Consider the following 19925-nt stretch of genomic DNA (forward strand, 5'->3'; position numbering starts at 1 on the left):
CGGCGAGAAAGCGGCACCGTCGCCACAATCCCCGCCGCAAAGGCGAGCCTGCTATTCAAGCCGCGGCGACCAGGCCGGGTCCGAGGCAAAGCCCTGTGTCGGGACGGCCTGCTCGTTGTAACCGGTCAGATCGATCGAGTAGAGCTGCGGTCCGCCGGCACCGGCGTTCTGGCGGAAGAACATCAAAACGCGGCCGTTCGGCGCCCAGGTCGGGCCTTCATTGTGGAAGCCTGTGGTCAGGATGCGCTCACCCGAACCGTCCGGCTTCATCACGCCGATCGAGAACTTGCCGCCCGACTGCTTGGTGAAGGCGATGAGGTCGCCACGCGGAGACCAGACCGGCGTCGAATAGGAACCGTCGCCGAAGGAGATACGACGCTGACCGGAGCCATCGGCACCCATGACGTAGATCTGCTGACGTCCGCCGCGGTCGCTTTCAAAGGCGATCTGGCCACCATCCGGCGAATAGGACGGTGCCGTATCGATCGCCGGCGTGCTGGTGAGCCGTGTCGTCGTGCGCGAGCGCAGGTCCATCGTGTAGATGTTGGCGTTGCCGTCCTGCTGCAGGCTCATGATGACGCGCTGGCCATCGGGCGAGAAGCGCGGCGAGAAGGTCATGCCCGGAAAGTTGCCGACAACCTCCCGCTGTCCGGTCTCCAGCTGCAGCAGGTAGACCCGCGGCTGCTGGTTTTCGAACGACATGTAGGTGACTTCCTGACGGTTCGGCGAGAAGCGCGGCGTCAGAACGATGTCGTTGGAGTTGGTGAGCGGTCGTGGATTTGCGCCATCCTGGTCCATGATCGCAAGCTGGCGCTTGCGGGCGGTCTTCGGGCCGCTTTCGGCAACGTAGACGACACGCGTATCGAAGTAGCCCTTTTCGCCGGTGATGCGCTCATAGATCGCATCGGCGATGATATGGGCAACACGACGCCAGTTTTCAGGCTGGGTGAAGAACTGCTGCCCGGTCATCTGCGTGCCGGCAAACGTGTCCCAAAGCCGGAACTCGGCCTTCAGGCGACCGTCGGCCTCCTGCGTCACGCGACCGGTGACGAGCGCCTGGGCGTTGATGACCTTCCAGTCCTCGAACCGCGGCGCGGCGTCGGGGTTGCTGATCTTTTCGATGAAGGCACCGCGGTCGATCGGCTTAAACAGGCCCGACCGCTTGAGGTCGGCTGCGACCACGTCCGAAATCTTCTTGCCGAGTTCACCCTGCAGGAAGTCGGTGATCGCGATCGGCAACGGTTCGACATTGCCCTTGTTGATGTTGATTTCAACGACCGCATTCGCCGGCGTCGCCGCCACGAAGGCGGCCAGCAGACCCGCTGCCACCATCAGGGCGCGGAAAAAAGAGCTCTTGATCATAGAGACAAGCCTTTCAGCTTAGTACGAAGGGTTTGCAGGGTTGGTTTGCTATCCGGCATGATTCCAATCCCGGCAGCTCTAGAGTGCGAAATCCGAGGGGTCGAAGTTCAGCACGAGGGTATTCCATCCTTTTTCGCCGTCATATTTTTCAGGCGGCAGGTTCTGTAGCGGTGCCGAGCGGCGGAGCGCGCGCAGCGTGCTGCTCTCGACGGCGCGGCGCGTTCCTTCCGGCCCCCCCGTGGCGGTCACCTCCGGCTCACCGACGATGTTGCCCGAGGGATCCAGTTGCACCCGGATCGAGACGCGCACTTCCTCGACGCCTGTGAGACCGGCCATCAGCGACCATTTGTCCTGGATCTGACCCTTCACACCGTCGATCTCGTTGGCGCTCAAGCCCACGCCGATGGTCTTCTTGCCACCGAGAGCCGCCTCCTGCGTCGAGCGCTTGGCGCCACCGGCAGAGGGATCTTGCCGGTTGAGAAGGGCGGCAATTTCGTCAGCGTTGAACTTGCTTTCCTCAGTGGAGGCCGCCTTCTTCTGTTCCTTCGGCGTCTGCTCGTTCTTGCGGTCAGGTGTCTTTGCCGACTGTGCCGGTTTTTCGACCTTGGGCTTGGCAGCCGGCGTCGGCACCTTTTCGGGCAACGCTTCGGCTTCCGGATTTTCGGCCGGCTTTTCTTCGGCCGGCGCCGGTTCCGGCTTGGTTTCGGGCTTTACTTCCTGCTTGGCTTCCGGCAGTGCCGCGACTTCGGTCGCCGGTTCGGAAGCAGGCTTCGTCTCCTCGACCTTCTTGATTTCCTGCTCGACCGGATCGGGCGTCGGTTCGGGCTTCTCGTTCTTTTCCGGCGAGGCCGTGGCCTCGCTCTTCGACGGCTTGGCGTTCGGCGTCGGCGGCGTTTTCAGGTCCGTGTCGTTGTCGCCGATGTTCTCGGCCGGCTGGCTCGTTTCCGGACGTTTGGTCGGAACCGGCGACGATGTTTCCTTCTTCGGTGCCTTCTTGTCGCCCTGCTGGACCTGGGTCATTTCCGAATAGGGTACGATATCGACAGGCAAGGCTTCGACGTCGGCGACCTGGAAGTCAGCCGGGCTGCCGAGCGAAACCAGCGCCCAGGTCAGAACCAGAGCGTGAAGCAGACCAGATGTGGCGAGACTGCCCTTCATGGCCAAGGATCACTTTTCCTGTTCTTGCAGCGTCACGAGGCCGAGGTTCTTGAACCCGGCAGCCGAGATGCGCGCCATGACCTTCATCACCGTGCCATAGTCGGCGTTGGTGTCGCCGCGGACATAGATGCGTTCGTTGTAGCCGGTGGTGGCAATCGCCTCGAGCTTGGGCACAACCTCTTCGATTGCGATCGGCGTTTCCTGCAGGAAAATCTCGCCGGCCGGGTTGACCGAAACGGTGATCGGCTGCGTATCGGAGTTGAGCGCCTTGGCCTGCGTTTCCGGCAGGTCGATCGGCACGCCGACCGTCATCATCGGTGCGGCGACCATGAAGATGATCAGCAGCACCAGCATCACGTCCACAAAGGGCGTGACGTTGATTTCGCTCATGATCGCTTTCTTGCCGCCGCGGCGGCGGCGACCGCCGCCCGACCCCTTGGCTCCGCCAACCGACATACCCATCAGCGTGGTCTCCGTGCTCTCTGGCGATTACTGCGCGGCCTGGCGCGGGTTCTGCAGTTTCTCGTCGATCTGCCGCGACAGGATCGCGGAAAACTCGTCGGCGAAGGCTTCCATACGCGCCGACAGTTTGCCGGCGTCGGCAGAAAACTTGTTGTAGGCGATAACGGCGGGAATAGCCGCAAGCAGGCCGATGGCAGTTGCCAGCAGCGCTTCGGCGATACCGGGGGCCACAACTGCAAGGTTGGTCGACTTCGAACCGGCGATCGCCTGGAACGAGGTCATGATACCGACGACGGTACCGAAGAGGCCGATGAAGGGTGCCGCCGAACCGATGGTCGCGAGCGAACCGAGGCGCGCTTCCAGCGATTCCGATTCACGCGCAAGCGTCACGTCCATGGCACGGTCGATACGCATCTGCAGGCCGATCGGCGAGCGAGCGCCGCGCTCGAAGCTCTTCTTCCATTCGCGCATCGCCGAGACGAAGATCGCCCCCATGCCCGCCGTCTGGCGGTCGGAGAGCGTGCGGTACAGCTCTTCGAGCGATTGGCCCGACCAGAACACCTGCTCGAAGCCGTCGAGCTGGCGACGGACACGGCCGTAGTTCAGCGTCTTGTCGACGACGATCGCCCATGTCCACACCGAAGCTGCAATCAGCCCCAGCATGACCAACTTCACGACAAAGCCCGCTTGCATGAACAGCGACCAGAGGGTCACATCGTGCGTCGCAGCGGCCAATCCAACCTGTTCCATCGTTTTCAGTCCCCGAATCCAAACACCCGGCAAGAGCGGCTCATGCTCGTGACCGGGTAGCCCAAACGTCCTGTTGCAAGAATGCCCCGGCGCCGCCGCTGGTCGCACCATCGCGACCTTTATTAGCTTATGGTTGCCTTCTTGCCGTCAATTTTGGTCAAAGGATGACGTGCACTGCACAAATCCTGATGGGCTGATTAAGACACCATTATGGTTAAGGGAGTGTTACCGTGCTGTGTCTTTCCGGCCGCACCTTGAGGCCAAGCGCCCATCACGGAACTTCCCTCGTCGGCGGGCGTTTTCTCGCCATGACCACGCAAACGACACGACATCGCGACCGGCGGTCCACCCCGCAGCACTTCGATCAGCGCGATCGCTTGATCCTGGCACTCTACGCGCAGTTGAAGGCCGAGCGGGAAACCCGCGCCGCGCTGGAAGAGGCACTCGCCAACGGCGTCCTATCCAGCGAGGTGCTTCAGGCAATCATCTCCGATCCGATCCCTGCCATCACCAGCGAAGATATCGCGGGCATCGAGCAGGCCCTCGCCCAAGACGCAGTCCGCGCGTCAGGCACCAAACCGCTGAACGGAGAACGCTGACCTGCGCAAGAACCCGCTCATCAAGCGACGGCACGAGCTGCAAGCATTGCTCGACGGCATGGGGCCCGCCGGCACACGCCGGATCTGGTGGCCTAGTTCGACTTAGCCGAGTTCTCTGACGATGGACACATTCGCCACGGCGCTTCGAAGGGCTGCGCCGCGACAAGGAGGCCAAGGCCGTGACACAGGAAAGACCGAAGATGACGAAGGAGCCCGAACCCGATGCGAAACGTGCGCCGAACCAAGCAGTGCGTGCGCAGGGCAACGCGAAGCGTGCCTCGCGCGAAACGCCGAGCGCGGCGAATTCGGTTACGGACGACACCGTTCTCGGCGTTCGCATCACCCATCCGGAGCGCGAGCTGTTCGAGGGAGGGCGCATCACCAAGCTCGATCTCGCCCGCCACTACGCCGTCGTGGCGGACAAGATGCTGCCCTTTGCCAGCGGTCACCTGCTGTCGCTGATGCGGTGCCCGCAGGGCGGACGCGGCCAATGCTTTTACCAGAAGCATGCCAGCGAGGGTTTTCCGGCCGAGATCCGCGAGACACCGGTGAAGGAATCCTCCGGCGACACCGAGAACTACATGTATGTGCGTGATGCCAAGGGTCTTGTTGCGGCGGTCCAGATGGGAACGCTGGAATTTCACATCTGGGGATCGCCGGTCGACAAGATCGAGACGCCGGACCGATTGGTGTTCGACCTCGACCCCGACCCAAGCGTCGATTTTTCAACCGTCAAGGACGCCGCACTCAGCCTTCGAGACGCGCTCGACGACATCGGCCTGCAATCGGTTCCGATGGTTACCGGCGGCAAGGGCGTGCATGTCATCGTTCCGCTGGCGCCACGCGCACCATGGGAGGACGCGAAACGCTTCGCCAAGTCGTTCGCGCAGGGCTTTGCCGACCGCGATCCGGATAATTTCATTGCCACCATGTCGAAGGCAAAGCGCCAGGGCAGGATCTTCATCGACTGGCTGAGGAACGAACGCGGCGCGACAGCGATCGCTCCCTATTCCACCCGAGCCCGCGCAGGTGGACCGGTGGCAACGCCCGTCAGCTGGAGCGAGCTTTCCAACCTCGACGCAGCCAACGGTTTCCATATCGCCGATATCCTCCAGCGCATCGAAAATGGAATGGAACCCTGGTCTGAGCTTGGCGATACAAGGCAGTCCCTGACCAAGAAGATACTGGATACGCTGGCCGAATAAGCGGGGCGGCTAGGCCGCCACCTGCCGCAGGCCCTCGATCCATACGTACGTCCGCATGATCGTCAACTGCACAAACGGTACGGGTTGCAACTAACCTCCTGGCAACGAAAAAAGCGCCCTTCAGAAAGGACGCTTCGATGCATGCAACAGCACGTGCCGGCTTAACCCACGCTTTGCCTTGCCTGTGTGAATTTCGTCGCCAGCGCTTCGGGCAGGCGGCGGGGACGGCCCTGGCCGTTGATCACCGCGATAATCACCTTGGCGGCGATCAGCAATTGCCCATCACGGCGGATCTCCTGCAGCAGCACCATCTTGGCACCGCCCGCTTTCTCCGTCACCGTGCCGATCGTCAGGATGTCGTCCATGCGCGCCGGCGCCTTGAAGTCGATCTCCATCCGATGCACGACAAAGACGAGACCCTCGCTGTCCCCCTCGATCGCCAGCGTCGCCTGCTCGACGCCGAGCAGCCGCAGGAAATCCGTGCGGGCGCGCTCCATGAAATGCAAGTAGCGGGCGTGATAAACGACGCCGGAAAAATCGGTGTCTTCGTAATAAACGCGCTGGACCAGTCGATGGCCGCCTTCGGTCAGTTCGCCTGCAATCGAGATCAGGGACATGCTTCTCTCCGACAAGAATTTCCCAAATCCTGTGCAGGAACAAAAAGGCATTTGCAAGCATTGCAGCTTTGTCACAAACCTATCCTACACGTGACACAGCTTTCCTTCCTGATCAGGAGAACCGTGCATGAAGATTGCGATCCTCGGCGGTGATGGTTTCATCGGCTGGCCAACGGCCCTTCACCTGTCCGACGCCGGTCATGACATCCATATTCTCGACAATCTCTCACGCCGCTGGATTGATACCGAGCTCGGCGTGCAGTCTCTGACCCCGATGGATTCGATCCAGGAGCGTACCCGCATCTGGCATGCCGAAACCGGCCGTCGCATTCATTTCAACCTGATCGATCTTGCCCGCGACTACGAGCTTTTGAAGAACTGGCTTACGCAACACCGCCCCGACGCGATCGTGCATTTCGCCGAACAGCGCGCAGCGCCCTATTCGATGAAGAGCGACCGGCACAAGAATTACACCGTCAACAACAACGTCAATGCCACGCATAATCTGCTGAACGCCCTCGTCGAACTCGAACTCGATGCACATCTGGTGCATCTCGGCACCATGGGCGTCTATGGCTATTCCACCGTCGGCGCGGCGATCCCCGAGGGTTATTTGCCTGTTGGCATCGAGACGATGGCGGGCAAAACCGTGAGCCAGGACATCCTCTATCCCTCGAATCCCGGCTCGATCTACCACATGACCAAGTGCCTGGATCAGCTGCTTTTCCAGTTCTACGCCAAGAACGATGGCCTCAGGATCACCGACCTGCACCAGGGCATCGTCTGGGGCACCCACACGGAGCAGACCCGCAGGCACGCTCAGCTGATCAACCGTTTCGACTATGACGGCGACTATGGCACGGTGCTGAACCGTTTCCTCATCCAGGCGGCGATCGGCTATCCGCTGACCGTGCATGGTACCGGCGGCCAGACACGCGCCTTCATCCACATCCAGGATTCCGTGCGCTGCATCGAACTGGCGCTGAAGAACCCGCCGGCCCGTGGCAGCCGCGTCGAAATCTTCAACCAGATGACGGAAACCCACCGGGTGCGGGACCTCGCCGAAATGATCGCCACGATCTCCGGTTCGCAGATTGCCTGGCTGCCCAACCCGCGCAAGGAAGCGGCGGAAAACGAACTCGTCGTGCACAACAAAAAGTTCCTGGGGCTTGGCCTTGATCCGATCCGTCTCAGAGATGGTCTGCTTTCCGAAATCGTCGATGTCGCCAGGAAATTTGCCTATCGCGTCGATCGCTCGCGCGTTCCGGCCGTCTCCGCCTGGACCAAGGATATCGCGATGCGCATCAACCACGACCCTGAGGGCAAGCGGCTGAAATCCGTTTCATGACATCACTTGACGATCACCCGGAGGGGCTCCGCCCCTCCTCCCCTGCCTCGTCCGATCATGCATTCGTGACGCTCGTCACCAATGCCGACTATGCGCTCGGCGCCCGCGCGCTCGTCCGCTCGATCCGCCTGACGAACACCCCGGCCGATATCGTCGTTCTCCACACTGGCGGCGTTGCCGCCGACGTCCTTGCGCCACTCTCAACAATCGGCTGCCGCCTTATCGAAACGAAGCTGCTGCCGCTCTCGGAAGCCTTCAACGAGCGCCACGGCAAGCGCAACGTCCACGACAAAGCGCCCTTCACCAAGGGGCGCAAGCCGGCTTTTCATTCGCCGCTCGACAATTTCTGCAAGCTGCGGCTCTGGCAGCTGACAGAATATCGCCGCTGCGTGTTCATCGACGCCGATGCGATCGTTCTCAGAAACATCGACCGGCTGTTTGGCTATCCGGAGTTTTCCGCCGCGCCGAATGTCTATGAAGGTCTTGCCGATTTTCACCGTTTGAATTCCGGCGTCTTCGTTGCCGAGCCATCCATCGCGACGTTCCGCGCCATGCTCGAAAGGCTCGACGCGCCTGAAGCCTTCTGGCCCCGCACCGACCAGACCTTCCTGCAGAGCTTTTTTCCCGAATGGCATGGCCTGCCGGTGACCATGAACATGCTGCAATATGTCTGGTTCAATTTGCCAGAACTCTGGGACTGGTCGTCGATCGGCGTGTTGCACTACCAGTACGAAAAGCCGTGGGAGAAGGACCATCCCCGCAAGCAGCTTCGTCCGTTGATCGACCTCTGGTCCGCCTACCTCACCGGCGAGAATATTCCAGACATAGCAACCCTTGCGAATCCGGCTCAGTCATGACGCGCGTGCTCGTCTCCGGTGGCACCGGTTTCGTCGGCCGCTTCATCGTCGAGCATCTGATGGCCGCCGGGTATGACGTTGTTGCCGGCGGCCGCACTCCGCCCGCTCCCGCCTTCTTCTCGAAGCCTGTCGCTTTCGTTCCGCTCGCTCTCGACCCGGATATCGATCAGAGCGTCGCCTTCCGTGACGTCGACCACTTCGTCCATGCCGCCTTCCAGCATGTCGCCGGGCGTTATCGGGGCGGCGAAGGCGATGACCCGGAAGGGTTCCGCCGCAGCAATCTCGACGGCTCCGTCCGCCTGTTTCGAACCGCCCGCGACCACGGCGTGAAGCGCTGCGTCTTCCTGTCGAGCCGCGCCGTCTATGGCGACCAACTGCCGGGCGTAGAACTGTTTGAAGATACGGCCTGCCATCCCGAAAGCCTCTATGGCAGCCTCAAGCTGGAAGCCGAAAATGCACTGGCCGCACTAGGCACGAACGCATTCAAGGCGGTGAGCCTGCGTGTGACCGGCGTCTACGGACCGTCCGGCACAGGTGCCGCTCACAAATGGCAGCCGCTTTTCGATGACTATCTCGCGGGCCGAGAGATTGCGCCACGCGCCGGCACGGAAGTTCATGGCGATGATGTGGCCGCCGCCGTTCGCCTCACCCTCGAAGCACCGCTCGACGGCCTGACGAGCGGCGTGTTCAACGTCTCCGATGTGCTCGTCGACAACTGTACCATTCTGGCAATGGTTCAGGATATTACCGGCTCCAAGCACGCCCTTCCGCGCCCGGCCACGCTGACCACCTTCAACGCCATGAATAGCGAGAAGATCCGAGCAGTTGACTGGCGGCCGGGCGGGCTGGAGCGATTGCGGGCAACGGTCAGAACGCTGCTTGCCTGACGCCGCAAGCGCATAGGACCAGCGTCCTGCTTGTCTAATTTTAGGACTCGTTTAAAGAGCTTTAATGTACAAATAATTACCTCAGGTTGTCTTCGAATATCTGCGTTAAGGTGGCTGCGCGGGCCGGTTCCGGTCTCGCTCCACAGCTCAACCTCCCGTCGATCGACGGCGCTTCGAAGGAAACAAAACGATGCCTATCGAGACGTTGAATCCTGAAGTCTGGAAGCTTGTCGGCACTTTGAACGGTGAATGGAGAACGAACGGCGGTAAGGATTTTGGATGGGGTACGGTCAAAACCTCATCGCAAACCCTGACCGCGAACGCCTTGCTATCGGTCTACAAGCTGATACACGGCGATCAGAATCTGACGCGCGACTATTATCTCGTTGCCGGCGATGTCTACCACGGCATTCAGGGCTCGCCGTCCAAGCCGTCGTCCAATTGGGTCTCGGTCGGCTTTTATGCCAACCACATGAATCTGCGCATTGAAACGACCTCGGCACAGGCACGTCTCTTGACGTTCGGGCCGAACAGCACGGTCGAGCAGGCAACCATCAGCTTCTCGATCGGCGGCGAACTGAGCGCCGAGTATAGTTCGGAAGGCCCGAAGGCGGGCGCTTCGCTCAGCGCCAACGTCGGCGTCAGCTTCACCGCTTCCGAGGTCTCGTTCGCGGCCCGCCCGGAATCGCGATCAATCGAATGGCACACCAGCTTGCCGCATGTCGGCTGGGTGTCGTCGGGAATGCCGGCAAATCCCGGCCGCCCATCCTATGCCGGCTATATCTGGAACCCAGCCGTGATCATCGAGGTGCCGCAGGGCGCAGTGCCCAATCTCAAAGGTCGCTTCGAAGTGGATTTCGAATACAATTGGACACGCGGCATCCGCAAGCGGTCGTTCACCCCCGGCATCGACCTCGTTTATCAGTCCCTCATCAAGACCGGCGCCGACGACGCGCAACAGGAACAACAGCTTCCGACGATACTGGAGACGCTACGCTCTCTCGCGGCGACAACCGGCCGGGACGGCAAGACCGATACCTTCCTGATGGCGCTTGAACGCTCACGCGTCATCGATGCCTTCGGGGACAGCAATCTCGACCAGATCGTCATCGCACCGACCAATATCGCTATTCAGGACTATTTCGACAAACACCCACAAACCGCGCTGGAGGCTGTCTCACCCGCGAACCAAAGCTGGCTTGACGCCTGGATTGCAGAGCGGGTCATCAGCACCCCGCCCAACTCGATCGAGGTTGCCAAGCTCAGCACATCAATCAAAGGGATCGCGGGGATGGCAGGAGATTGGTTCGAGTGCGCGGATGGTTTGCTTTTGGTAACCGACACCTATGAAGTCGTACCCGGCTTGCGTAGCGCTCTACAAAATCTCTTCGGCAAGGCCGCCTGACGCGGTTTGCTCAACACCCATAAACAGAAAGGCCCGGCGTCGCGCTCGACGCCGGGCCTTTCCTTCTGATCACGGGTCAAACCAGACCCCTGATCCCCCAACTCAAGCCACCGACAGCAGGCCCATCATGGGCTCGATCCGCGCTTTCATCGAATTTGCCGGTTTTATCCGCCGTAAGCACGAAGAGAAGGCTGTGCGAGACAACGATCGCGGCGGCAAGCAGCAGGCCATAGGCCATCAGGATCACCGTCATCGGAACGACGAAATTGAGCTGTGGCAATGCGCCGAGCATCAACGGCACGCGCCAGGAGGTTGCCGATATTACACCGGAGACGAGGAAGGTGCTGCGCTGCTTGGTCGACATGCCTTCCGTCAGCGAGCGGCCGATCTGCATCTTCACCTTCGGCAAGATCACCGAGCCCGTTGCTTGAATCGACGCTGTCATTAGCCGATATCGATGGCAACGATTTCCGGAGGCGATCCGATCCGGATCGGCAAATTCGAAAGACCCAATCCACCGGAGACGATCATGTGACGACCGTCCTCGACGACGTGGCCGTAGGCATAGCGGTTGCCGTATCGCGACGGGACAAGCGGCGCATAGCCGAGAATCCTGACCTGCCCGCCATGGGTATGGCCGGCGAGTGTCAACGATACACGCCGGGGCACGTCGACAAAGATGTCCGGCTCGTGGGCCATCAGGATGATCGGATCGTCACCATCCATGCCGGCCATCGTGCCGGGCAGGTCATCGAGCCCGGGGATCATGCCTGAGCCGTCGGGAGCCAGGTAGGTTGGCTCGAGTTGATCGGCCAGACCGGCGAGCCAGAAGGATCGTCCGTCCTTTTCGAGCCGCAGCGCACGATTGTCGTAGACCGGGATGCCAACGCCGGCAAGCGCCCTGTGGGCTATTGTCGGACCATGCCCGGCCAGACGGGCGACCGGATCGTTGAGCCAGTCGTGATTGCCTATGATCGCGTGGACCCCGAGAGGCGCTTTCAGCCGCGCCAATGCCTCGGCCCAACGGGCGGGTTCGACGAAACCGGTCAGGCGCAGGCTGCTCATATAGTCGCCGAGAAGGAGGATGATGTCGCCACCAAGCGCACTGGCCTGATCGCAGATGCCGGCAATCCGGTGCACAGGCATCCAGGGTTCGCAGGCGTGGATATCGGCCAGGACGACGACCCTGAGCTTGAGGCCTGGCGGCCAGTTGGCAGGCCGCAAAGCGTAGGACGTCACCAGCGGCCGCTGCAACGGCTCGACCCCCACCGCATAGGCGCTGGTGCCAAACCCAGCCATCACCAGCCCGCCGAGAAGCTTGAAGAACCCGCGCCGCGCCAGCATTCACTCTTCCCTTCAATGGATGGACGCCAAGCCGCCTGCCACCTTCATCGAGGCGATGCAGGTAATGGAAAGCGCTCGTCCAACGTCGACGGCCGGCTCTTTCCCTACTGCATGTTTCCTTAAATCGTATCCGGTTCAAGGAAACATGCAGCAATTCAAAGTGCTACAGCGACCTCTGCGCGTCTCATGAGACGCGTGGCGCTGTCGCGGATCATAGCGAGCCCGCCGCCACGCCGAAATACGCCATTTGGCCGCGCGCCTAAGCCATGCGGCCGGAATCCCCTCAGCCGAGGTCGATGACGACGATCTCCGGCGGCACGCCGAAGCGGACCGGCGCAATCGAGCAGCCGAGCCCGCCGGAAACGATCAGGCTGCGATCCCCCTCGACCATATGACCATAGGCATAACGATCGCCGAAGCGCGAGGGTACGACCGGAGCGTGGCCGAGAAACCGGACCTGCCCGCCATGGGTATGGCCGGAGAGCGTCAAGGCGACACGCGAAGGCACTTTCGGAAAGATGTCCGGCTCATGGGCAAGCAGGATCACCGGCGCGTCGTCTTCTACTTGTGCCAGCGTGCCATCGAGATCGTCGAGGCCCTGCATATGCTTGCGCATCCATTTCTTGCCCGGCACCAACGCGAGTTGGTCTTCGAGGCCGGCGAGCCAGAAGCCGAGGCCATCCTTTTCCAGGCGGATGGCGCGATTGCTGTAGACGTTGATGCCGACGTCGGCGAGCGCCTTGTGACCGAAGGTGAGGCCGCCGCTGTTCTTCTGCGCGGTCCTGTCCTCCCACCAGTCGTGATTGCCCATGATCGCATGCACGCCGAGCGGCGCCTCAAGCGTCGCGAGCGCCTTCGACCATTCGCTGGAATGCACATAACGCGTGACAAGGTTCATGCCGGCGGCATAGTCGCCGAGAAGGACGGTGATATCGCCACCAAGCGCATTGGCCTGCCGGCAGATCGAGGCGATGCGGCTGGCGGACATCCATGGCTCACAGGCGTGGATGTCGGCAAGTGCCACCACCCGCAGCTTCAAGCCCGGCGACCAGCCCGGCGGCGTCAGCGCATAACGCGTCACGCTCAGCCGGGCGAGCGGCTCGATGGCAAAGGCATAGCTGCCAAGCGCCGCCATGCTGGCAATCCCGCCGCCGAGAAACTTCAGAAGCCCACGGCGCGTGATCATTTACTCGTCCTCGAGCGTCAATCGAAACTGGGTCGCCTCGACCTCTTTTGGCGGATTGAGGCCGATATGTTTCCAGGCATTGGCGGTCAATATGCGGCCGCGCGGCGTGCGCTGGATGAAACCCTGCTGGATCAGATAGGGTTCGATGATGTCTTCGATCGCATCGCGCGGTTCGGAAAGCCCCGCGGCAATGGTCTCGATGCCGACAGGCCCGCCAGCGAAATTCTGGGCGATCATGAAGAGATAGCGCCGGTCGAGCTGGTCGAGCCCCATATTGTCGACGAGAAGCCGCGTCAGTGCCTCGTCGGCGATCGTCTTGGTCACCGCCTCGGCCCGCGCCACTTCAGCGAAGTCGCGCACGCGCCTAAGCAGCCGACCGGCAATGCGCGGCGTGCCGCGCGCGCGGCGGGCGATCTCGCGCGCGCCGTCGTCGGTCATGCCGAGCCCCATCAGCCGGGAGCCACGGCGCACGATCGATTCCAGTTCCTCGACCGTGTAGAAATTGAGCCGCACCGGAATGCCGAAGCGGTCGCGCAGCGGCGTCGTCAGCAGGCCGAGACGGGTGGTTGCAGCGACCAGCGTGAACTTCGACAGATCGATCTTCACCGATCGCGCCGCCGGCCCCTCGCCGATGATCAGATCGAGCTGGAAATCTTCCATCGCCGGATAAAGGATTTCCTCGACGGCCGGGTTGAGCCGGTGGATTTCGTCGATGAACAGAACGTCGCGCTCTTCGAGATTGGTCAGAAGCGCTGCCAGATCGCCCGCCTTGGCGATAACAGGCCCGGAGGTCGAGCGGAAGTTGACGCCCAGTTCCTTGGCCATGATCTGCGCCAGCGTCGTCTTGCCCAGACCGGGCGGCCCGACGAACAGCACGTGATCGAGCGCTTCGCCGCGGTTCTTCGCCGCCTCGATGAAGATCTTCAGGTTGGCGCGGGCTTCCGCCTGGCCGGTGAATTCGTCCAGCGACTGCGGACGCATGGTCGCATCGAGATCTTCGCCGCGCTTTTCCGGCGTTATCAGACGTGCGGCTTCAGTCATCCATCCGTTCCAATCGATCGGGCATGCTTGCGCGTGGTGTCAAAGAGAATGCCCGTTTTGCATCGGCCGGCACGACAACGCAAGGATTCATCGCGCCAGTTCCTTGAGACCCAGCCGGATCAGCTTGGCACTGTCGGCATCCTCGCCGCCGTTCTTCAGCGCCGCGGCAACCGCATTTGCAGCCTGGTCGCGGGAATAGCCGAGGTTGGTCAACGCCGACACCGCGTCTGAAACCGGCGCCGAGGCAACACCCTCGCCAAGCTCCTGCTTGAGGCCGATCGTGCCGGACATTTCGCCGGCAAACGCCGGCGCCTTGTTCTTCAATTCGGTGACGATGCGCACCGCCACCTTCGGGCCGACGCCCGGCGCCCGCGATACCGAGGTCTTGTCCTGCAGCGCAATCGCGTTTGCAAGCTCGCCCGGCGTCAGCGTCGACAAGAGGGCGAGCGCAACCTTGGAGCCCACCCCCTGGACGCTCTGCAACAGCCGGAACCACTCACGCTCCAGCGCCGTCAGGAAGCCGAACAGCTTCAACTGGTCCTCGCGCACATAGGTCTCGATAAACAGCACCGCCGCCTCCCCCGCCGAACCCAGCTTCGACAATGTGCGCGCCGAACAATGGGCGACATAGCCGACGCCATGCACGTCGAGAACGACATGATCCTCGCCGATTTCGTCGATAGTACCCTTCAATTTGCCGATCATGTGGCGTCGTCTCTCATGGATGGATTGCGGGATGATCGGACCGACCATCGGAAATTAACGGCAGCAGCGCAACTACCCCATCAGGGCCGCAAGCCGGCTGGTCACCGACAGGCGGTTGTGCGCGTGGCAAATGGCGATCGCGAGCGCGTCGGCAGCATCGTTGCCCTTGAACTCGGCCTTCGGCATCAGAACCTTCAGCATCATGTGGATCTGCTGCTTTTCACCGTGACCGACACCGATGACGGCCTTCTTGACCGCGTTCGGCGCGTATTCGGCAACCCTCAAGCCCGCGCGCGCCGGCACCAGCATGGCGATGCCGCGCGCCTGCCCGAGCTTCAGCGTCGCCGTTGCATCCTTGTTGACGAAGGTCTGCTCCACCGCAGCCTCGTCCGGCTGATAGCTGTGCACGACTTCCGCCAGGCCATCATGCAGCTGGCAGAGCCGCGAAGCGAGATCCATGTCGCCATCCGAGGTCACGGTGCCGGAGGCAACGAACCGCAGCGAATTGCCAAGCGTTTCGATGATACCCCAGCCGGTACGGCGGAGGCCCGGATCGATGCCGATGATGCGAATCGTGGTCTGCATGAATTTCACCCTATGCTGCGTGTCCGGACGCTGCCAGCAAAAAGTGAACAAAACAAAAACATCCACATAAGGCAAACGCGGCTGCCGGAAATCTCGAGCACTACCCTTGGATTGAGGAATTTTGACCTTACATAGCCATTCAATCAATTTCGCTCAATAAAGGGCCTTGCTCATGGCGTCTTTCTCCGTCCTCGATCTCTCCCCGATCACCGAAGGCGGCAGCGTCGCCCAATCGCTCGAAAACTCGCGGCTCTTGGCGCAGGCGGCCGAAGAAAACGGCTACAAGCGGTTCTGGCTGGCCGAACACCACGGCATGAAGGGCATTGCCAGCGCTGCGACCTCGATTGTCATCTCCCATGTCGCAGCGGGAACGAAGACGATCCGCGTCGGCTCCGGCGGTATCATGTTGCCGAACCATTCGCCGCTGGTGATTGCCGAGCAGTTCGGCACACTTGCCGCCCTTTATCCCGGCCGGATCGATCTCGGGCTTGGGCGGGCGCCGGGCACCGACATGCGCACCGCCCAGGCGCTCCGCCGCAATATGGAGGCGAGCGCCAACAACTTCCCCAATGACGTCGTCGAACTGCAGGCACTGCTCGGCCCCATCGCCGAGGATCAGAAGGTCATCGCGGTTCCGGGTTCCGACACCAATGTGCCGATCTGGCTGCTCGGATCGAGCCACTACAGCGCCCATCTCGCCGGCATGCTCGGTTTGCCCTTTGCCTTTGCCTCGCATTTCGCGCCCGACATGCTGCTGTCGGCGCTCGAGATCTATCGCGAGCGCTTCACGCCCTCGGAGACGCTGGACAAGCCGCACGTGATGGTCGGCGTCATGGGCGTGGCAGCTGCCACCGACGAGGAGGCGAACTACCTCTTCACGTCGATGCAGCAATCCTTTGTCGCCCTGCGGCGCAACGCCCGCGGCCGGTTCCCGGCACCGGTCGCATCCATGGACGGGCTATGGAGTTCGGACGAGAAGATCTTTGTCGATCATGCGATGTCCTATGCCATCGTCGGCGGGCCGGAGACGATCCGCAGAAAGATCGAAACGTTCCTCGACCAGACCAAGGCCGACGAACTGATCATCTCCATGCCGATCTTCGACATGGATGCCCGGCTCAAGTCGCTTCGGCTTTTCGCCGAAGCGCAGCAGGAGCTTGCCAAGGCGGCCTGACTGATCAGCCGTTCGCGCCCCGAAAGGCCGGCAGGATCTCGTCGATGCGATCGAAGAAACGATCCGGCCCGAGCGATTTCAGAAACGCGGGATCGGCGTAACCCCAGCCGACGGCGCCCGCCGCAATGCGTACTTTGCGGGCTGCCTCGATGTCGCGAGCCTCGTCGCCGATCGCAAGCATCCGCGAAGGATCGATACCAGCAAACTTGACGACCCTCTTGAAATGCTGCGCCTTGCCGAACAGCGTGGCGCCGCATTCGAACAGGTCGATAGCGCCAGCGGTCTCGCCTAGCGCCTTGCGAACGGCCGCTTCGCCATTCGAACTGACGACCGCGATGCCGATGCCAGCCGACTTCAGCGCCGTCAGCATGCCCGAAACGCCGGGGAAAAGCTGGATGGCCCGAGCCTGGGCGGCCATTTCCTGCCGCATGAAAGTGGCGATCTGCGGCAGTTTCCACATCGGTACGCCGAGATGCGCGATGATCTCGCGACTGCCCATGGCGCGCAGCCCCTTGAACTCCTCGACCGTGAGCTGGCGAAACCCGAAGCGCGCGGCAGCAAGGTTGCTCGCCGCCATGAACAGCTCCGCCGTATCGGCGAGTGTACCGTCGAAGTCGAAGATCGCGAACTCATACGCCATCGGTCACATCCCATCGGTGACGCCCAAAGAAAAACCCGTGCCCTTTAGGACACGGGTAGATCAAGACGTCTACAGCGCGGTGCGTCCGATTGGACGCGCAAGGGTCGCTGTAGCACTTTGAATTGCTGCATGTTTTTGTCCCTAAATCGGATGGGACTTAAGGAGACATGCAGTAGGCCTGAAAAAATCGGATCAGGCCGAAAGCTTCGCCATGACCTCATCGGACACTTCGAAGTTCGAATAGACGTTCTGCACGTCGTCGTCGTCTTCAAGAATGTCGATGAGCTTCATCAGCGACTGCGCCTTCTCCTCGTCAACAGGCACGGTGTTCTGGGCTTTCCAGATCGCATTGACGGTCTCGGCTTCGCCGAGCGTGTCTTCCAGAGCCTTGGAGACTTCGCCGATCGCTTCGAAACCGCAGATGATCGTGTGGCCGTCCTCGTCGGTGGTCACGTCGTCGGCACCGGCTTCGATCGCCGCTTCCATCACCTTGTCGGCGTCGCCGACCGAAAGCTTGTAGGTGATCTCGCCGACACGGTCGAAGGAGAAGGAAACCGAACCGGTTTCACCAAGCGCGCCACCCGCCTTGGTGAAGGTCGAGCGGACGTTGGAGGCGGTTCGGTTGCGGTTGTCGGTCAACGCCTCGACGATAACAGCGACGCCGCCCGGGCCATAACCTTCGTAACGGACTTCTTCGTAGTTCTCCGCGTCGCCGCCGGAGGCCTTCTTGATCGCCCGTTCGATGTTGTCCTTCGGCATCGATTGCGCCTTGGCGTTCTGGATCGCCAGACGCAGGCGCGCGTTCATCGACGGATCGGGCATGCCGGTCTTCGCCGCAACCGTGATTTCGCGCGCGAGCTTGGAAAACATTTTCGAGCGCACCGCATCCTGACGGCCCTTGCGGTGCATGATGTTCTTGAACTGTGAATGGCCAGCCATGGCACCCTCTGCATGCATGAATTTGAATGGAATGGGGCGCCTTATAGTTTTATTGCCGCTTTCCGTCCAGCAGGGGGCGTTTCTTTTCAGTTGGCGGAGATGCGCCCGCGACTGAGAACGAAGGCATGGCCGTCGTCGCGGCGGCAGGAAAGGCCCGTTCGTTCCGAGATGCAGGAAAAGGGCCCGCCCTGCCATGTCACCCCATATTCGAGGATCGGCCCGGCCGAACAGCAGCTCGGATCTCCGACCTCGCGATTGATCGTTGCCGCGCCGGCCCGTCCGAGCGTTGCCCTGACGTAACGCGGCGCGATGATATCGCAGGAAAGTTCCGGCCCGCCGTCGGCAGGCTGATAGGTCGGCGTGCCGCCCGCGGGCGTGTAGATGCAGCCGATATTGCCCGATGGCATCACGAACTCTTCCTGCTCGGCAACGGGCGCGACAGTCGCCTGGGGAACAGCTTGCGGGTGCTGGGTGTCGGGAGGCGGCATGCGCGGTGCAGGTGCGCCTCCGGCCAGAGCTGCCGTTGCCAAAACCATTGTTGAAAAGGACAGAAACGCAACGACGCCGGCTGCAAACATTCTCATTGGGCAATCCCGATGTTCAGACTCCCTGGAGGATATAAATCAGCGGTTTGCTTGGCAAGGAACGCAGCGAGACTTTGACGCTCGCTCCAGTCGCGAAGCTCTTGTCGAAATCGTCGCCGAACATGTCGAGGAAGGCGTCGATCGGGGGACCGCGTCGATGCATCGGCAAGATCAGCGCCGCGCGCAGCCGCGAAACGACGCGACTCATGCTTTCGGCCCCCATCGTCAGCCCGCCATCGACCGGTACCATCAGCACGTCGAGCCTGCCGATCTGCCGGTAGTGGCTGTCATCGAGCTCGTGGTGCAGATGGCCGAGATGGCCAATGCACAGACCCGCCACCTCGAAGATGAAGATGGAATTGCCATCATGCTCCATCGTCATGGCGCCGGAGCGGATGTCCGTGGTGACATTGCGGATATAGGCATCGCCGACGACGAGGTCGTGTCGCGCCGGCTCGCCGTCTTCACCCCAACCATGCAGCACCGTGCGGATCGCCGGATCCGGCGTCAAAGTGTAGTGGCTGGAATGCGCCTTGTTCATCGTCACCACGGTCGGCGGCGCCGACGGACGGAACCAGCCATTATAGTCCGTGGCGATCGAAACACCGCCCGGTGTCTCGATCAAAAAGGTCGAGTGGCCGAGATAGGTGATCGTCACTTCGCCAGCGACCATCTGCCCCTTCGTTGCGGCGGCCGGTGTGAAACTGGCGAAAGTGGCCTGCGGCAACGCCTCGGCGATCGCCTGGCATTGGCTCACTTGTGCGGGCGCTGCCTGTGCATGCGCGGCCGACGGCCAGAAGGCATGCAGAAGCCAGATCGCGGCAAAAGTGTAGGCAAGGTAGCGGAGCATCATCCATCACCTTTCACACCGCGCGCGCATGACCTGTGCTCAAGCACGTCAGACTTGGGTACAGGTCATGCGGCCGTTGACAGTATCGGCAGTGAACGCGTCAGTTCGAGAAACGCTGCCGTCACGGGCGAAAGGAGGATTGTTCAAGCGCGCCGTAACGTCCAGCGACAAAGCTGCATCAAGCACTCACGTTTGCGTCATTGTGCTGGCATTGCGAACAGCGGCGC

At 61.6% G+C, this 19925-nt stretch carries 21 protein-coding genes and 1 pseudogene; 7 read left to right on the top strand and 15 right to left on the bottom strand.

Annotated features, from left to right (window positions below; all coding sequences use genetic code 11):
- Positions 1–51 precede the first annotated feature (51 nt).
- The 4 genes from tolB to tolQ form a co-directional block, all read right to left on the bottom strand.
- Positions 52–1362 (bottom strand): Tol-Pal system beta propeller repeat protein TolB, encoded by a 1311-nt coding sequence (tolB, locus tag ASD02_RS30890; RefSeq protein ID WP_025424728.1) that lies wholly within the window; start codon positions 1360–1362, stop codon positions 52–54.
- 78 nt (positions 1363–1440) lie between these two features.
- Positions 1441–2520, bottom strand: coding sequence for a cell envelope integrity protein TolA (gene tolA / locus ASD02_RS30895; RefSeq protein ID WP_025424729.1), 1080 nt, complete (start codon positions 2518–2520; stop codon positions 1441–1443).
- Positions 2521–2529: 9 nt separating this feature from the next.
- Positions 2530–2982, bottom strand: coding sequence for a protein TolR (gene tolR / locus ASD02_RS30900; RefSeq protein WP_025424730.1), 453 nt, complete (start codon positions 2980–2982; stop codon positions 2530–2532).
- A 27-nt stretch (positions 2983–3009) separates the two neighbouring features.
- Positions 3010–3732 (bottom strand): protein TolQ, encoded by a 723-nt coding sequence (tolQ, locus tag ASD02_RS30905; RefSeq protein ID WP_025424731.1) that lies wholly within the window; start codon positions 3730–3732, stop codon positions 3010–3012.
- A 308-nt stretch (positions 3733–4040) separates the two neighbouring features.
- On the opposite strand from tolQ, the gene ASD02_RS30910 reads away from it, so the two are divergent.
- Both ASD02_RS30910 and ligD read left to right on the top strand, forming a co-directional pair.
- The gene (locus ASD02_RS30910) at positions 4041–4331 is read left to right on the top strand and encodes a hypothetical protein (protein WP_025424732.1); all 291 of its coding nucleotides are present in this window, start codon (positions 4041–4043) and stop codon (positions 4329–4331) included.
- A 78-nt stretch (positions 4332–4409) separates the two neighbouring features.
- Positions 4410–5536, top strand: a pseudogene (gene ligD / locus ASD02_RS30915) (non-homologous end-joining DNA ligase); the annotation flags it as partial.
- 161 nt (positions 5537–5697) lie between these two features.
- On the opposite strand, the gene ybgC reads toward ligD, so the two are convergent.
- Positions 5698–6153 (bottom strand): tol-pal system-associated acyl-CoA thioesterase, encoded by a 456-nt coding sequence (ybgC, locus tag ASD02_RS30920; protein WP_025424733.1) that lies wholly within the window; start codon positions 6151–6153, stop codon positions 5698–5700.
- Positions 6154–6280: 127 nt separating this feature from the next.
- On the opposite strand from ybgC, the gene ASD02_RS30925 reads away from it, so the two are divergent.
- The 4 genes from ASD02_RS30925 (at position 6281) to ASD02_RS30940 (ending at position 10650) form a co-directional block, all read left to right on the top strand.
- Entirely contained in the window at positions 6281–7501 is a 1221-nt protein-coding gene (locus ASD02_RS30925; protein WP_025424734.1) for an NAD-dependent epimerase/dehydratase family protein, read from the top strand.
- Positions 7498–8358 carry a glycosyltransferase gene (locus tag ASD02_RS30930; protein ID WP_057221566.1) on the top strand — a complete coding sequence of 287 codons (861 nt, stop codon included), beginning with the start codon at positions 7498–7500 and terminating at the stop codon, positions 8356–8358. Before ASD02_RS30925 ends, ASD02_RS30930 begins: the two co-directional genes overlap by 4 nt.
- Entirely contained in the window at positions 8355–9245 is an 891-nt protein-coding gene (locus ASD02_RS30935; protein ID WP_057221567.1) for an NAD(P)-dependent oxidoreductase, read from the top strand. Before ASD02_RS30930 ends, ASD02_RS30935 begins: the two co-directional genes overlap by 4 nt.
- 190 nt (positions 9246–9435) lie before the next feature.
- Positions 9436–10650, top strand: coding sequence for a hypothetical protein (locus ASD02_RS30940; RefSeq protein WP_057206614.1), 1215 nt, complete (start codon positions 9436–9438; stop codon positions 10648–10650).
- Positions 10651–10726: 76 nt separating this feature from the next.
- Here the strand turns inward: ASD02_RS30940 and ASD02_RS30945 are convergent, their stop codons facing one another.
- From ASD02_RS30945 to ruvC, 6 genes are all read right to left on the bottom strand, one after another.
- Positions 10727–11095: a hypothetical protein gene (locus ASD02_RS30945; protein ID WP_025424738.1), complete on the bottom strand. Its 369-nt coding sequence runs from the start codon at positions 11093–11095 to the stop codon at positions 10727–10729.
- Positions 11095–11994: a metallophosphoesterase gene (locus ASD02_RS30950; RefSeq protein WP_025424739.1), complete on the bottom strand. Its 900-nt coding sequence runs from the start codon at positions 11992–11994 to the stop codon at positions 11095–11097. Before ASD02_RS30950 ends, ASD02_RS30945 begins: the two co-directional genes overlap by 1 nt.
- A 283-nt stretch (positions 11995–12277) precedes the next feature.
- Positions 12278–13180, bottom strand: a complete 903-nt coding sequence (locus ASD02_RS30955; RefSeq protein WP_025424740.1) for a metallophosphoesterase — start codon at positions 13178–13180, stop codon at positions 12278–12280.
- A complete protein-coding gene (gene ruvB / locus ASD02_RS30960; protein WP_025424741.1) occupies positions 13181–14221 on the bottom strand; it encodes a Holliday junction branch migration DNA helicase RuvB in 1041 nt (346 codons plus the stop codon). It abuts the gene before it with no gap.
- Between the two features lie 87 nt (positions 14222–14308).
- On the bottom strand, positions 14309–14926 hold the full coding sequence (gene ruvA / locus ASD02_RS30965) for a Holliday junction branch migration protein RuvA (RefSeq protein WP_025424742.1): 618 nt from the start codon (positions 14924–14926) through the stop codon (positions 14309–14311).
- Positions 14927–14998: 72 nt separating this feature from the next.
- Positions 14999–15511, bottom strand: coding sequence for a crossover junction endodeoxyribonuclease RuvC (gene ruvC, locus ASD02_RS30970; RefSeq protein ID WP_025424743.1), 513 nt, complete (start codon positions 15509–15511; stop codon positions 14999–15001).
- A 172-nt stretch (positions 15512–15683) separates the two neighbouring features.
- Between ruvC and ASD02_RS30975 the strand changes: the two genes are divergently transcribed.
- Positions 15684–16685, top strand: coding sequence for an LLM class flavin-dependent oxidoreductase (locus ASD02_RS30975; protein ID WP_057221568.1), 1002 nt, complete (start codon positions 15684–15686; stop codon positions 16683–16685).
- A 4-nt stretch (positions 16686–16689) separates the two neighbouring features.
- Here ASD02_RS30975 and ASD02_RS30980 read toward each other — a convergent pair whose 3' ends face one another.
- The 4 genes from ASD02_RS30980 to ASD02_RS30995 all read right to left on the bottom strand — a co-directional run bounded on the left by ASD02_RS30980 (position 16690) and on the right by ASD02_RS30995 (position 19701).
- A complete protein-coding gene (locus ASD02_RS30980; RefSeq protein ID WP_025424745.1) occupies positions 16690–17325 on the bottom strand; it encodes an HAD hydrolase-like protein in 636 nt (211 codons plus the stop codon).
- Positions 17326–17517: 192 nt separating this feature from the next.
- A complete protein-coding gene (locus ASD02_RS30985) occupies positions 17518–18264 on the bottom strand; it encodes a YebC/PmpR family DNA-binding transcriptional regulator (RefSeq protein ID WP_025424746.1) in 747 nt (248 codons plus the stop codon).
- An 86-nt stretch (positions 18265–18350) separates the two neighbouring features.
- The gene (locus ASD02_RS30990; protein ID WP_128090376.1) at positions 18351–18848 is read right to left on the bottom strand and encodes a DUF6636 domain-containing protein; all 498 of its coding nucleotides are present in this window, start codon (positions 18846–18848) and stop codon (positions 18351–18353) included.
- 16 nt (positions 18849–18864) lie between these two features.
- Positions 18865–19701 carry an MBL fold metallo-hydrolase gene (locus ASD02_RS30995; protein ID WP_025424748.1) on the bottom strand — a complete coding sequence of 279 codons (837 nt, stop codon included), beginning with the start codon at positions 19699–19701 and terminating at the stop codon, positions 18865–18867.
- Positions 19702–19925: the final 224 nt, after the last annotated feature.

This window comes from Ensifer sp. Root1252 (assembly GCF_001425885.1).
In the GTDB taxonomy this organism is placed as follows: Bacteria; Pseudomonadota; Alphaproteobacteria; order Rhizobiales; family Rhizobiaceae; genus Ensifer; species Ensifer canadensis.